This is a genomic window from Candidatus Roizmanbacteria bacterium, from assembly GCA_016699265.1.
GTDB lineage: Bacteria > Patescibacteriota > Microgenomatia > UBA1406 > GWC2-37-13 > CAZLQR01.
The window spans coordinates 846125-860687 of record CP064967.1; the positions used below are offsets into that span (position 1 = coordinate 846125).

13 protein-coding genes are annotated in these 14563 nt (G+C 41.6%); 1 reads left to right on the forward strand and 12 read right to left on the reverse strand.

Translation table 11 applies throughout. From position 1 onward, the window contains the following. Positions 1-42: 42 nt before the first annotated feature. From IPH70_04995 to IPH70_05040, 10 genes are all read right to left on the reverse strand, one after another. Positions 43-1935: a hypothetical protein gene (locus IPH70_04995; protein ID QQR63827.1), complete on the reverse strand. Its 1893-nt coding sequence runs from the start codon at positions 1933-1935 to the stop codon at positions 43-45. 49 nt (positions 1936-1984) lie between these two features. Beyond that, positions 1985-4168: a hypothetical protein gene (locus tag IPH70_05000; GenBank protein QQR63828.1), complete on the reverse strand. Its 2184-nt coding sequence runs from the start codon at positions 4166-4168 to the stop codon at positions 1985-1987. 48 nt (positions 4169-4216) lie between these two features. Further along, positions 4217-6691 carry an ATP-dependent Clp protease ATP-binding subunit gene (locus tag IPH70_05005; GenBank protein ID QQR63829.1) on the reverse strand — a complete coding sequence of 825 codons (2475 nt, stop codon included), beginning with the start codon at positions 6689-6691 and terminating at the stop codon, positions 4217-4219. 100 nt (positions 6692-6791) lie between these two features. Then, complete coding sequence (locus IPH70_05010) at positions 6792-8801, reverse strand: hypothetical protein (protein ID QQR63830.1); 2010 nt, start codon at positions 8799-8801, stop codon at positions 6792-6794. Between the two features lie 3 nt (positions 8802-8804). Continuing rightward, positions 8805-9098: a hypothetical protein gene (locus IPH70_05015; protein ID QQR63831.1), complete on the reverse strand. Its 294-nt coding sequence runs from the start codon at positions 9096-9098 to the stop codon at positions 8805-8807. A gap of 95 nt (positions 9099-9193) precedes the next feature. Next, a complete protein-coding gene (locus IPH70_05020) occupies positions 9194-9571 on the reverse strand; it encodes a hypothetical protein (GenBank protein ID QQR63832.1) in 378 nt (125 codons plus the stop codon). Between the two features lie 45 nt (positions 9572-9616). Next, on the reverse strand, positions 9617-10060 hold the full coding sequence (locus IPH70_05025; GenBank protein ID QQR63833.1) for an NUDIX domain-containing protein: 444 nt from the start codon (positions 10058-10060) through the stop codon (positions 9617-9619). Between the two features lie 7 nt (positions 10061-10067). Beyond that, entirely contained in the window at positions 10068-10949 is an 882-nt protein-coding gene (locus IPH70_05030) for a hypothetical protein (protein ID QQR63834.1), read from the reverse strand. Positions 10950-11037: 88 nt separating this feature from the next. Next, the gene (locus IPH70_05035; protein QQR63835.1) at positions 11038-11259 is read right to left on the reverse strand and encodes a hypothetical protein; all 222 of its coding nucleotides are present in this window, start codon (positions 11257-11259) and stop codon (positions 11038-11040) included. A gap of 19 nt (positions 11260-11278) precedes the next feature. Continuing rightward, entirely contained in the window at positions 11279-12160 is an 882-nt protein-coding gene (locus IPH70_05040) for an HlyC/CorC family transporter (GenBank protein ID QQR63836.1), read from the reverse strand. 181 nt (positions 12161-12341) lie between these two features. Here IPH70_05040 and IPH70_05045 point away from each other — a divergent pair, with 181 nt between their 5' ends. Continuing rightward, positions 12342-13166, forward strand: a complete 825-nt coding sequence (locus IPH70_05045; GenBank protein ID QQR63837.1) for a metallophosphoesterase — start codon at positions 12342-12344, stop codon at positions 13164-13166. A 31-nt stretch (positions 13167-13197) separates the two neighbouring features. On the opposite strand, the gene IPH70_05050 is transcribed toward IPH70_05045, so the two are convergent. Beyond that, positions 13198-13872, reverse strand: coding sequence for a DUF4386 domain-containing protein (locus IPH70_05050; GenBank protein ID QQR63838.1), 675 nt, complete (start codon positions 13870-13872; stop codon positions 13198-13200). A gap of 65 nt (positions 13873-13937) precedes the next feature. Then, the gene (locus tag IPH70_05055; GenBank protein QQR63839.1) at positions 13938-14510 is read right to left on the reverse strand and encodes a DUF4256 domain-containing protein; all 573 of its coding nucleotides are present in this window, start codon (positions 14508-14510) and stop codon (positions 13938-13940) included. Positions 14511-14563: the final 53 nt, after the last annotated feature.

The following is a 14563-nucleotide window of genomic DNA, read 5'->3' on the forward strand; positions in this document are numbered from 1 at the left end:
TCTGTCAGAGCAAGCTTTTACCAATCTGCTTTGAGAAATTTCCTATCTCATCTTTTTTACAGTCCAACCTAATTTTGGTTTATTAAAAGTAACTGGTTGGTATTCGTAGTAAATATATGGACGAGAAACGCCGTTCACCAAGAGTCTATTACTAGAGTTAACAGAGACATCCCAGTTATCGTTCTTGATAAACGGATCGGCATATGTAAGTGAGAAGTTTGGACTTATGGATATAGACCTTGTGGTAGAGGAATATATGAAAAGGGTTGGAGAAGGTCCAGTAACGCGGATTGGACAACCAGCCGGTAAACCACCATCAAACAGCGTTCCAATGTCGGGCCTTATGTTTATGTCTAACTGTGGACGGTCACCCGCCTTAACATTAGAGTAATCTATGCCTGTTTCCAATATGTTTGTAAGTTGAGTTATGTCGGTTGTTTTAGGGATAACATACAAATCTAGATCCTCAGTATTTACAAAATACTGATTTCCATTTGCGTCGGTCTGCATCGTCTGATTGCTGACGTCTATACCGCCAGTACATGGCGATTGATTTGCTGGTACATCAGGTGCGAGCGTTGCAGCTGTAGGTCCAACCTGTGGCGGGGTAGCTACCGGAGGCTGAGTTGGTAGCGGTGTTGGGGGTGGTGGTGTTGGCGTTGGCGTAAAGGTGCCTAGGTTAATTCCTGGATTTTCATCTTCAGATTGAGCTAATAATCGTGAGGTAGAAGCTCCGAGCACCTCTTGTTTTGTAGCAGAGACCGCAGCAAGAACCTTCACTCTGTATCCTGAGGCTAGAACACCGCTACCTCTAAATACATAGTAAGGAATGAGTTTTGTCTGGACTGTGCCTGGCATCTCCTCTAAGTAAGTCAAAATGCTCTCCGTCACCTCCACCTGTGAAAGCTTGGCGGTGTCTTTGGGATACAACTTCGCATAGTCAACAGCACCCTCTCCTGCAGGGATCGTATAGATCTTATCGTATCGATTCGCCTTCAAACGCGTGACTGCCTCGTCATAGGAAATTGTAGGTATTTGTTCGACTGCTTTTATGCGTCGAGCGTTAGATGCTACAGAAATTACCTTACCCTCCTTTACTCCGACTGTAACCGTGCTGAAATCATTAGGTCGTCGTAGGCCATCTGTTTTGTCCGAAGTATTAATTACTCTTTTGTCCTTAACATTGCCCACCGCTACTCCAATTTTAAGTTTGGAAAAAGGAATGGCCTCTTGAGTATTGAAGAGACCAAAGAAACTTAGAATTGGAAGGCTTACTGAATCCCAACTTCTATGTAGTTCGTAATAATGGATTCCTGGAGTACTTGTCTTATCGTACTCATTTGTAATGACTAGGGTATTTTCATGAAACATATTGTGCACAAAAGTTTCAACACTACTTTTGACTGTTTGGGGCTTAACTTGTTGTGGTAAAGCCACGCCATCTGAGGATATATAGACAAATGCACCACTTGGCTTTTGAAGATACAGCATATCTGTTGAGGTTTTAGCGCTGAATCTACCCGCGTTCTCATCTATCTTCGGTTCTTTAATCAGTCCTGCCAAGATATTTTTGAAATCAGAGAGTGAATAATTTTCTAGGAATGAAAATGTTCGTAGAGATCTTGGAACAGTCACTGCTGGAGCAGAGATCTTCCATGTCCCAACAGTTACTTGAGGAAGAGGGTGGGCCATTTTTTTGGCTGGAGTGTCTTGCTTATTCCCTCCTGTCGTCTGTGTTTGTGATTGTTTTGTAGATGAAGATTGTTCTTCTACCTTAGCCTGCTTTGGCATAAAAAAAGATAAAGCCACTGCAATGACTAGGAGTACGACACATAAGGCTCCTGCGATTATGAGCAATTTATTCTTAGAAATTTTCTCTTCCTGTTTGGAAAGGTTGTAGATGGAGTTACTTGGTGGTAAAGAATTTTCAGTCATGGAAATACTATTAGCACATAATAGTCTATTTTTAGATATGGAGTCAAATCTAGCGACCCGATACTGCCCCTATCTCAAGGAACATATATGGAAATCGCTCAAGAGGCTTCAGACTTGGGGAAGAGACTGGTTCTGTTCCAGTGGCACCTGTGAGATAGAAGTGAACTCGATGAAATGCCTGCGGTTGTTGTGTTGTGCTGATTGGCAGCTTGGAATTAAGTTCCTGCTGTGGAATCAGGCCTATGAAAAGTGTTGAGTACCGAACATCTTTTGCACTGTTACCGATCTCGCTCGCTACTCTTTGGGTCTCGAGTTCTGTCAGAGCAAGCTTTTTACCAATCTGCTTTGAGAAATTTCCGATCTCATCTTTTTTTACAGTCCAACCTAATTTTGGTTTATTAAAAGTAACTGGTTGGTATTCGTAGTAAATATATGGACGAGAAACGCCGTTCACATTGAGATTTACTCCGTTATTCACATCAACATTCCAGGTACTGTTTTTAACTAATGGGTCTGCGTAAGTAAGTGAGAAGTTTGGACTTATGGTTATAGACCTTGTGGTTGAGGAATAGACAAAAAGAGTTGGAGAATAACCGGAAATTTGAATCGGACAATTTACAGGCAAGCCTTGATCTAATTTTACTGTCAAGTTGGGATCAACTTCCTGCGGTCTATCACCCGTTTGAGTTTTTGCTAACGCTATCCCCTGCTCTATAGTAACGTAAAACTGCGCAACGTCAGCAGTCTTTGGGATAACGTATAAATCGCCACCGCTTACAAAGTATTGATTTCCTTCTGGGTCTATTTGTACATTCGTAGGCTCAATGTCATTGCTACATGTTATTGCGGGAGGTAGCGGAGCAGACGTTTCAACAACCTCGGCTACCTGCCCTGGAGTAAGTACTACCGGAGGCTGAGTTGGTAGCGGTGTTGGGGGTGGTGGAGTTGGTGTCGGCGTAAAGGTACCTAGGTTAATTCCTGGATTTTCATCTTCAGATTGAGCCAGTAATCGTGAGGTAGAAGCTCCGAGCACCTCTTGTTTTGTAGCAGAGACCGCAGCAAGAACCTTCACTCTATATCCTGAGGCTAGAACACCGCTACCTCTAAATACATAGTAAGGAATGAGTTTTGTCTGGACTGTGCCTGGCATCTCCTCAAGGTAAGTTAGGATACTCTCAGTCACCTCCACCTGTGAAAGCTTAGCGGTGTCTTTGGGATACAACTTCGCATAGTCAACGACACCCTCTCCTGCTGGGATCGTATAGATCCTGTCGTATCGATTCGCCTTCAAACGCGTAACTGCATCGGCATAGGAGATCGTAGGCATTTGTTCGACTCCTTTAATACGTCGGGCATTAGATGTTATAGAAACTACCTTACCGTCCTTTACTCCGACCGTGACGGTGCTAAAGTCATTGGGTCTTCGCAGACCATCTGTTTTGTCCGAAGTATTGATTACTCTTTTGTCCTTAACGTTGCCCACCGCTACTCCAATTTTTAGTTTGGAAAAAGGAATAGCCTCTTGAGTATTGAAAAGACCCAAAAAACTCAGAACCGGAAGTCCACTGGCTTCCCAGCTCCTATGCAGTTCGTAGTATCTAACTCCTGGGTTATTCGTTTTATCAAACTCAGTCGTAATCACTAATGTATTTTCGTGAAATAATCTATGTACCAAGCTCTCTACCGCACTTCTTCTATCGGCTTCTTTTTCATCTGCCAAACTGACTCCTTTTGGTGACAGTAGAATAAATGAACCACTCGGTTTCTGGACATACAACATGTCTGAAGTTTGAGACGTAACAATAAATCGATTCGCATTTTCTTCAATCTTGGGTTGTTGATAAAATCCTACCAACATATTATTTAGGTCAGTGAGTGTGAAATTTTCCAGAAAGGAATAAACTCTAGCAGAAGGTTGGGATTTCAGTGCAGTGGCCAAAATATTCCATTTCCCAACAGTTACCTGAGGTAAAGGATGTGATTGAGGAGTCGCGGCCCCTACTCCTTTTTTCAGTCCGCCCTTAGTAGTAGAGTTCTTTCCAGAATTTAGTTGCTCATTTGAGTTTGTTTTTTGATTGGAGAAATAGGCTACGGCAACAACGATGGTCAGGAGAACTCCGCATAAAACACCCGCTAGTATTAGTAGCTTTTTCTTAGATCCATTCTCATTTTGAAACGGCAAATCGGCAACTTGTCCGCTTGAGGGTACGGCATTTGAATCTATGGCATTCATATGTATCAATATTAGTTTAATAACTAAGATAAAGTCAATATTTCCGACCTACTTTTGAATAGTCGTGTAGTTGTCGACTACCTGTTTTTGAACATCGACAGCTGGTTGAGGAACGTTGCTTGGCGCAGATTGAGCAACAGATTGAAGTTTGGAAAAAACAAAGTTCTCATCACTCTCAACGTAGTCTATAACTATGGTATCCCCTGAGATATATTTCTTTTCGATCAGTAAAAGAGCAACGGGATTTTCGATAGAACTCTGGATAAGACGTCGCAGAGGCCGAGCACCATAAACTGGATCGTACCCGTCTTTTGCTAACTGGGAAAGGGCTTTTTCCGTAATTGTTATGCCAACTCCTTGCTCCTTTAATAAAGACTTTGTTTTCTCTATGCCAAGCTTTGCAATCTCCACCATATGGTCTGGAGCTATTGGCTCAAAAATTATGACTTCGTCGAATCGATTGATTAACTCAGGCTTGAAGAATTTATGAAGTTCGGTCATTACTATCTCAGAGAGATGCTTGAAGTTTTTTTCCTTTTCTTCTTTTGGTTTTACTGAAGAAAGCTGTTGTTGAATCAGTACGCTCCCTATATTGGATGTCGTAATCAATATGGTATTCTTAAATGAAACCGTGTTTCCTTTGTTGTCTGTTAATCTACCATCTTCAAGAACCTGTAGGAGTATATTGAACACGTCGGGATGTGCTTTCTCCACCTCATCAAGTAATACGATCGAGTAGGGTTTTCTTCTTACGGCCTCGGTAAGTTGTCCGCCTTCTTCGTATCCTACATATCCTGGAGGAGCGCCAATCAACTTCGCAACTTCATGTTTTTCCATATACTCACTCATGTCCAGTCTTATAATGGCGTCATCTTTTCCAAATAGTGTTTCTGCTAACGTCTTTGCTAATTCGGTCTTTCCTACACCTGTTGGACCGAGAAAAATGAAAGAGGCTATGGGTCTTCCGCTGCTTGCGAGTCCGATTCTTCCTCTTCTAACAGCCTCAGCAATAGAGCTTACGGCATGTTCTTGGCCTATAAGTCGCTTATGAATTAGTTTCTCAAGATTTAACAACTTTTGACTCTCGTCCTCTGTAAGCTTGGCGATTGGTATACCGGTCCATCCGCTTATTACGGCCTCTATGTCACTTTTCTTAACTTCACTGTCCTTTCTTTTGCCTCCTGCGAACTCCAACTTAACTCCCGCCGCTGCCTCGTCTATAAGGTCAACCGCCTTATCTGGTAGATATCTTTCCCCTATATATCTCTTGGAAAGATGCACCGAAGCATCTATTGCTTCCTGAGAAATCGTAACCTTATGAAACGCTTCATACTTCGGTTTAAGATAGAGCAGCATGCTTTTTGCAACGTCTTCTGTTGGTTCCTCAACCAATACAGGTTGGAATCTTCGTTCAAAAGCCTTGTCTTTCTGGAAATGTTTTCTGTATTCTGACAGAGTTGTCGTGCCAATTATCTGTATCTGGCCACGAGAAAGATATGGTTTTATTATGTTTGACGCATCCATAGATCCCTGCTCATCTCCAGCCCCTATTAAGGTATGAACCTCATCTACAAAAAGAATTATTTGCCCCTGTGAAATCTGGACTTCCTTTATGACATTTCTGATTCTTTCCTCAAACTCTCCTCTATGACTTGCTCCCGCAACTAAGGACGACATCTCAAGTTGAATAATTTTCTTTGATGAAAGTTCTTTAGGGGTCTTGTTCTGAACAATTGCTTGTGCCAAACCTTCTACAACTGCTGTCTTTCCCACTCCAGCCTCACCTATCACGATTGGATTATTTTTAGTTCTCCTTAGCAATATATGGACTACGCGCTCAACCTCCACATCTCTTCCGCATACAGGATCTAATAAGTTTTGTCGCGCCATTTCCGTTAGGTCACTTCCGTATGTCTGCAGAACAGATTTTTTAATCGGTTTATCATTTGTCATGCTCTTTACCATTTCTTTTTGTTTCTCCTCGTCGAATCCATGATTTTTTAGCACTGCAGCCACAGTCACAGCTTCTGGCTCAGTCAAAAATGACTGTAATATATCGAGTGGTTCTATAAATGAAGAGTTCTTACCTTTTGCGACGGTGAGCGCGCTCTCAAGTAACTTAATGCTCTTTTGCCCTAATGTTGGCTGGCCGGAAAAACTACCACGGACCTGACTGCTTTGAAGCTCGCTCAAAATCTTCTCGGGATCAATAGTGGCTTTTTTAAACAGACTGAAAATTACTCGATCATAGAGAAGACCTATAAGTATCTGCTCTGGTTCTATAGCAGATTGGTTAATTTTTTTTGTCTCATTCTCAGCCTGACTCAAGACCTGAGTTGAGTCACTGTCTAGCTGGCTCAAAACAGATACGCTGTTGCGTACACTTGGAGACATCGATGAGCCCACAACGTTTGGACCTTGTTCTACGGGAGACGGTTGGGTTGGCGCAGCCTCCGCGATTGCAGGAGCAACATAAGTGGGCATTGGCGCAACTTTTTTATTTCTAAACAATCCTCCGAGCATAATTTATTATGCTTTATTGTTAATGACATGTAAAGCACTTGGCCACCATATCAATTGAGCTTTTCCATCGGTTAGACAACCCTCATAAATCCAGAAGTTCTTAACTGTCTTGTTTCAAATTTGAAACTTCGAGCGAGGAGAAATTATTTTTTTCCGGCTCTACCTTTGCCTCAACATGGAGCTCTTTTGAGCTTAACTGTTGTTTTGCTTCAACATCTACAAATTCCTCATCCTTAACCTCCGCGAGCTTTTCTAAAACAGATTTACATGCTTCTTCTTTCGATTTTAGATATGCGATAACCTCGGTCTGTGAGAATCCTCCAACCAATAGAATTGGCAGGATTTTTGAGGCTTTCGACATCCCTTCTCTTCCTTTTTCTTTGTCGCGAGATACTAATAGATTGATTAACTCCTCTACGTCCTTGAGTTCCTGCTTAATCCAGTCCTCTCTTTTCATCTGAGCACCTTCTTTGCTCTTTGGAGGGTTTATTTTTTGGTAATTTGCAATCCATGTTTTTTTAACGTCCTCATAGTCATCTATACTTACGCTTTGAACTGGATTTACAGTTGGAAAAGTATCGAGCGTTGAACCTGAGGTTACGGTCTCTGCCGCTTTCAAAATTGTTGCGGCAACCGAACTACCTTGCTCCTTATCGTGAAGAAGTCGAGTTCTCACGTATGAGTAGTGATGTCGATCCTCAGCCGAGGTCATAGTCTCTGGTCTAGCGACTCCCATTAAGGTGTTCTGGATATTTGTTATTTGCTGTGTTTGTCCTTCGAATTTTGCAATGTCTCTGATTGTGGGAATTGTCATATTTATAAGACGCATACTCTCAGTATCTTTTTGGGTATATGTTTGGCGTGAAGTTGAGTAACGGCTTGTCTCACTTGATGTGCTCGATTGATAGCTGGGAATCGCTCTTTCTACGCCCGTAGAACGTGTAGAACTGGGTGGAATGATTACGGGTCCAGGACTGGACAAAAACCTGTTATACAGTCCTGAAGAAGATTTAAATAGTTGGTAGACGCCCTCCTGAAGGGGATAACTTTTGAAGACATCGATCAAAATCTTTAACAATATGAATGGGAGGATAATTACGACCCACAGCATGAGAAGAGAAACTACGTACAATGCGAAGGTTCCCGGATTATTAACGCTATTTTCAATAGAAATCACTTGACCAGGACCACCAATAAGAATGTTTACCGCTGTGGGATACAGTCCCGCTTCAGTACCAAAAGCAAAGTCAAGGGGTATTCCGGATGTTGTAGGAGTACTGGCTTTCCAGATAATAACAAGCCCAGAAAGTAAAACAGTAAAAATGGGCGCATACAGTACCCATCTAAGAAACTCGCCTACCCAAATTTTAGCAGTGTTTCTTATCGGATTGAAAAGAATCAACAAAGGAAATATTGGAGACAAAATAATGAAGAACCACATAATTATCTTCCTAATTAGAAGGATTCCGGCCATCGCAAAATAAGTTGCTGAAGTGGCTCTTATCAGAAACAAAGAAATTTCTCCAGACTCATTTAACTGATCACCAGTTCTTCTAAAACCCTGGAAACTGGTGTAGTCGAAAGAGATGCTTAGCAAATCTTTTGAGGAGATTATTGAACCATTTGACAATCTTAAGAAAAATCCTTGTATGAGATCTGTAAGCTGATATATTATCTGCAGAAGCGAATAGGAAAAAGCTATGAGAAGAACGATAGCAATAAACCTAGGAATAAACTCTTTGACCTTCAGGTTTCTTCCCCTTGTCGTTACGAATACGAAGGCAGCTATCAAAACCATTAGGATTAAAAATGCATACACAACGTCTCTGATGGAGACCCATGCGCTCGCTAATGGACTTGGCTGCCCAGGAACAACATTAGCCCAGTAATAAGTTTGAAGCGTCCAGTCAAGGAATGCCCCTATTCTGTTTGCCGTTTTACCAACCACTGTTGTTTCTGCATCCGTTACCCAACCAGTACTCACTACGGCCTGTGTCCCTGCTGGGGTTGTCGTTGAAACTCTACCCTGCGCAATGACTGGCCGAAAGACAGAACTCGCCAAGAATAAAACAACCAGTCCCGTGAAGAATGTGTTAACAATATTTCTCATCTTTTATTCAAATCCTGGCACCTGTAATATTTGGGCGACTATCACCTTTACAAAAAGTACCCCCAAGGCTGCAAACACTAATCCAATTACTGAGTATTTAAGATAATCCTTTCCCTTATTTACTTCATCGGGTCTGCCCTGTGAAGTTATAAGAACATAACTTCCGTAAATTAATGACAAGAAAGAAACTATACCTATGAGTCCTAGGCCAATGTTGTATACGAATTGTACAAAATGTGCTGGGTCCCCCGGAATACACCCTAGGTCCGTAGCCATTTCTCCAGTTTTACAGTCCATATTTTATAGTAACATAATGTGGGCGTGCGTGCTCAAACGCAGGAATTGTCTATGGATGAAGTATGGGTAATTGCCAAGCTATAAAGAATCCTTAATTATCGTCGTCGGTTCTCGGTTTTAAAGTTTTTCTTTATGCCAACCACGACCGGAAGAATGAAGATTAAGATGTAATACAGATACACATCTGGTTTATAGTACCCATCTGCAGGATTGAAGACCTTAACAAGAAGAAAGTAGTCGAGAGCTATCGCAAGTATCGTCCATACCACAGCTAACATTACGTAGTACTGAACGGATGTAGATTTAATTTTTTTAAATAAAACCCATAGAGTAATCACTGTACCAATTGGAGTAAGAATCCAACCAATCATCGATGGACTCACAACGAAAAAAAGCAGAATACCTAGAATGTAACCGATCAACCAAAGAACTGAACCCCAACCAAACGCGTCCTTGTAAAACTGTTTACTCATACGACTTAAATGTACTCCTTGAGTATTATTTTTTCAAGAATTCAATCACTCGAACTCTGAAAAAATCAATTTACTTCGATAGTACTGTATCGCGACCTTTACGTTTGGGACAATGTTGTCAGGCAAATCATCGAGATCGAACCATTGAATGCTGTCGCACTTTGTGGGCTCTGTATTTATTGGTTCTCCGGTCCAGTACTCAACCTTGAAATAAAAATCGACATGATCACGATCTCCAACAGCCTTTTTATTTCTATGCATAACGTGGTAAAAAGTGAGCGTAGTTTCGTCGATATCGAGTCCTATTTCTTCCTTCACCTCTCGGACAAGAGCACTTTTAAGCGTCTCGCTCTCTTCAACATGACCCGATGGGAGACCGTAACATCCATCCATCCAGCCGGTATTTTTTCGGAGCGACAAAAGAATTTTTTTATCCGAAATTAAGATTGCGTAAACTGCACAGTGAACAGCGTGATGATTGCCTTGCATGCCTTGATTATATCAGTGTGCTGTCAACAGGCAGATCGTCTTCCTGAGCACCTTCAATAATAGAAGTGGTTGGAGGGACGCTCTTCTTTACCCCAAAGATCTTTATGTAGCCAACTACTATGCCCGTACTTACGAGAATTAGCGAGGCTATCCCAATCCAAAGTATTCTCATATTATCTGGTGAAGTTGTTTTAGATGGGATCTGGGACGTTACTTGAGTCGGCACCTTTGAGGGAACTGCAGTCGTCCTGATGGCCTGATCATCAGTCTCGATCAGAATGGGGGTCGGGGTATTCGTAATAATTCGTTTTTTGGATACTCTTGGAGTCGGTATAATTTTTTTTGTAGGCGTTGCCTTCGGCGTCGTTATGGGAGTTGTCAATGATGGACACCATGTGGATGATGCGCCGTTGTCTAAAAAATCTTTGATAGCGTCATTGTAAAAATCGCTACTAATCCAGTTATCGGTAGATTGCTCCCCGACGATCTGGACAGTGCCGCAAAAGAGCGTGAATCTCTTAACCACTCCGTAACGGTTATTATTTCCTGATACAAATGCCCCACGAACAAATGGCCCGCCCGACAAACAAGTACCGGACTGAGGATTATCTGTCGCATTGGACTCATCACTCGCACAGCTTAACGTTATTGTTCTATATAAATTACCAACACCGTTATACTGAACAGTCATTGTTTTTGCGGTATTGTCAGCTGTCCTCAAATAAAGACTGTACTCAAATTCTCCGGGGGTATCGGTACTTATTGCGAGCTGGTTCGAGGCGCTATATCCAACACCAACATTATATCGATCCAAGACGGCCTGGCTTTGCTTGAAAAAAACGAATATTAGAATGAGAAATGAAATAGCTACACGTCGTAGATTGAGCATACAGAGATATATCCGATTATATCTGGTCACAGTTCTGAAGCACAAGTTGAGAGCCAAGTACATCTACACTTTATGTTTTTAGCTCGTACTAAGATCTTTCTTCCTGAAAAATACCATCGAATTCATCTTTAATCTCTCCAACCAATTTTTCTACAATATCTTCTAAAGCAACTAACCCAGAAGTAGCACCATCTTCACCGACCACTACGGCAATATGGACTCTTTTAGCACGCAGCAATACCAGCACGTCATCTATCCTATCGACTTCTTTGACGCGCGGAATTGATCTAATTATCTTAATTTGAGCCAATGTCCTCTCCCCTGAGCCTTTAAAAACACGTCATGTATCTCTTTAGTTGAGGCTCCTTTTTATCCGAAATGAGGTGAGCATAGATGTCTTTTATATGAACGAATCCCACAATATTATCCATCGTATTTTCATAGATAGGAAACCTACTATGCTGATAGCTTTGCGTTGTTTTCAGGATCTTGGCAATTGTTATCTTCTTTTCAAAAGCAATTATTTTCGATTTTGGAATCATAACCTTACTTACTGGCGTATCTCCTAGTTTTAATACGCTATAAACCATCTCAACTTCATTTTTTTCCAACGCTCCTTCTGCAACACTTTGAGCAAGTATTATTTTTATTTCCTCCTCAGAATGTACGAGTTGTCTTCCTGATGGCGCAGAAAATCCGACCAGTCTTAAGACTAAATTACCAACTTCATTCAAAACCCAGATAAACGGTTTGAAAACTGTCGCAAATAATGTGAGCGGAGCAATGATGAATAGCGATGTAGTTTCTGCTTTTTTTAGCGCTATCGTTTTTGGCGCCAGCTCTCCAAGAACGATATGTAAAAATGTTATTATCGTGAATGCAATTACAAAGGCAACGCTATGTGAGGTTATGACCGCAGCTCCCTGAGGCAATATATTATGAAGAGCCGGCTCTATAAATCGGGCAATGGCCGGTTCACCTATCCACCCGAGCGCAAGGGAAGCAAGAGTAATTCCTAGCTGCGTAGCGGAAATAAACGTATCGAGTTGGGCAATCGATTTTTGTACTAATTTAGCAGGTTTGTTACCCTTTTTTACCAATACATCAATTCGCGTTTTTCTTACCGCAACTAACGCAAATTCTGAAGCAACAAAAAAACCATTCAGAAAAACAAGGAGTAAGACTAGTCCAAATTGAAAAATGAATTCCACGCATGATAATTCTAACACAATCTGAGGCTAAAAAAACGGTTCTCCTCCATAATTTAGTATTTAGAAAAATGATCTTGAAAAGAACTGTACACAATAGTTATTAAATCGAGTAACCTGCACTAATCATAATATTCTGCCCAGTTATCATCCTCGACTTTTAGCTTTGATATAATAACTTCATATGAAATTCGTGATAGTTAATGACATTCATAATGGTCCTTCCGATAGTGGATTTCATAAAGGCATTCAGCGCAAACTAACATTCATGGCAGAGGGCCTCGTACAAAAATTTGTGGAGACAATGAATTCTGATGAGAAACCAGAATTCGTTGTAAATCTGGGAGACTTCATTGAAGATGTTAACAACCGAGAAGTAGACATGCGGTATTTTCGTGAAACCGTAGAGCTACTGCTGCCTCTACGAATGCCTGTTTATTCCCTCATAGGAAACCATGATGTTAGAACCTTAACTGATGACGACATGAAGAAAATCTTGAACTACGATCAACTGTACTACAGCTTTGATCATGGAGGATTTCATTTTATCGCGCTAAGCTTTACCATGACTGGGAATCATAAAATAGATCTTGACGATATAAAAGCAGAGGTTCTTTCCGACCAACTTAAGTGGTTACACAACGATCTTTCATCAACGACAAAACCAACCATCGTATTCATTCACTATGGTCTTGCCGATGATGACCTTATAGGTAACTTTTGGTTCGAATCTAAGCCAGAGTATGGACTACTTCATAATCGTGCAGACGTAAGAAAAATTCTTGAAGCGTCGGGAAAAGTTAAGGCAGTTATTTCTGGGCACCAACACTGGAATCGAATGAAAGTTCATAATGGAATTCCATATTTTGTGGTCACTTCACTTGTAGAGAATTTTAGAAACGACGGGACACCGACCGAAGCACACACCGTGGTTACTCTCGATGAGAAAGGAATAGAAATAGACGTAAAAGGTAACGATCCTACGAAATTTCATTTTGAGTTCGAATAGCGAATACACTCACCACTATATTCGATCTTTATTACTTTTTTACGGTGAGCTTTGTGAAGGCTGATGGACTAAATCCCTTAAATGTGAGCCAGAGCCCAAGTGAAAATTCAAACAACGCAACGGGAACAGCGGACAATGCCGCAAGTGGAGCTAGTCTTCCTACAAAACCAAACATCACCGCAAAATAACCTACAAGAAGTATCGGCCCTCCCACAATACCGATAAGTGAAAGAGCACGTGGCACAAGACGAGATTTGTAGAGAAGAAATCCCAGAAGAACATCACAAATTGCTGGCATGAAGCTTTGCCCCAATAAGAAGATCCGATTGTAGAGTGCGACGAGTGTGTTACTTATTGCAAGTGCGCCAGAACCTACTCCATCTTGTCGAAGCGTAACAAGTGACAAAATAAATGCAACGCCTACAAAGGTGGTTGCCGATTCCAAAATCCTTGCAGCTACCAAGCCAAGCGCAAGTTCTTCTCTTTGTTTCTTGAGAATTGGGAAAAGGGTTACAGCAGTAGCTATACCAGCAAGTGCGACTATAATCTCGAGAATTCCACCGAATATGATGGAGGTGTCTGGACCAGCACTCAGAATATAGCTCGTTTCCTTGACCTGACCGTAAATAGCGATTGTTGGGATTGAGACAAAGGTGAGTAAATACAGTAATCCTGCAGTTAACGAAGTTCTCCTGGATGAAGTCATGAGCCAACTATACGGAGTCCCACCTTAAATAGATACTCGAGATTTTAAACCGTCACCTCAACGCGCTAAACCTTAAGAGCACCTCGAAAACCTCTACTTCCATAATAGGAGTCTGCTCCATTATGAAACACGAAGACGTGGTTGTATCTTCGATCAGCAAAAATCGCCCCACCCAGTTTTCTGATCTCTGAAGGAGTTTGTAGCCAACTGGAGGTCTTTACATCGAACTCTCCCAACTCCTGCAACTCACGGTATTCGTTCTCGGTGAGGAGTCCGATACCCATTGCCCGCGCAAAATCTTCCGCGCTATCTTTTGGTTTATATTCTTTCCGCTCTTCAAGCGCTTTACGGTCATAACAAAGACTTCGTCGGCCCTTCGGGCTTTCTGCTGAGCAGTCACAGAAAATATATTCACCCGTATTCTTATCATGACCTACAACATCTGGCTCCCCACCCGTACTCTCCATTTCATTGAGAGACCATAACTTCTCAGGATTCGACTCCAACCTCTCAAGGACTTTACCCCAGACTACCTCCTCATGCCTCTTCATATTTTTCTCAAATCGAGTTTTCAAACTATTCGAAAAGATTCTCCCGGTCTCTTCTATACGTAGATCCTTGTTGGAGCTATTACTCATGCAGAAAGTATATCAAACCTAAAAGTTCGAAGGAGTTCGCACAGTCTCAGACT

What these genes read in the sequence shown, in the direction of transcription:
- IPH70_05050 (QQR63838.1), bottom strand. Translation starts at nt 13,872, where the DNA reads ATGACTTCATCCAGGAGAACTTCGTTAACTGCAGGATTACTGTATTTA.
- IPH70_05030 (QQR63834.1), bottom strand. Translation starts at nt 10,949, where the DNA reads ATGCTCAATCTACGACGTGTAGCTATTTCATTTCTCATTCTAATATTC.
- IPH70_05020 (QQR63832.1), bottom strand. Translation starts at nt 9,571, where the DNA reads ATGAGTAAACAGTTTTACAAGGACGCGTTTGGTTGGGGTTCAGTTCTT.
- IPH70_05010 (QQR63830.1), bottom strand. Translation starts at nt 8,801, where the DNA reads ATGAGAAATATTGTTAACACATTCTTCACGGGACTGGTTGTTTTATTC.
- IPH70_05015 (QQR63831.1), bottom strand. Translation starts at nt 9,098, where the DNA reads ATGGACTGTAAAACTGGAGAAATGGCTACGGACCTAGGGTGTATTCCG.
- IPH70_05005 (QQR63829.1), bottom strand. Translation starts at nt 6,691, where the DNA reads ATGCTCGGAGGATTGTTTAGAAATAAAAAAGTTGCGCCAATGCCCACT.
- IPH70_05045 (QQR63837.1), top strand. Translation starts at nt 12,342, where the DNA reads ATGAAATTCGTGATAGTTAATGACATTCATAATGGTCCTTCCGATAGT.
- IPH70_04995 (QQR63827.1), bottom strand. Translation starts at nt 1,935, where the DNA reads ATGACTGAAAATTCTTTACCACCAAGTAACTCCATCTACAACCTTTCC.
- IPH70_05000 (QQR63828.1), bottom strand. Translation starts at nt 4,168, where the DNA reads ATGAATGCCATAGATTCAAATGCCGTACCCTCAAGCGGACAAGTTGCC.
- IPH70_05055 (QQR63839.1), bottom strand. Translation starts at nt 14,510, where the DNA reads ATGAGTAATAGCTCCAACAAGGATCTACGTATAGAAGAGACCGGGAGA.
- IPH70_05025 (QQR63833.1), bottom strand. Translation starts at nt 10,060, where the DNA reads ATGCAAGGCAATCATCACGCTGTTCACTGTGCAGTTTACGCAATCTTA.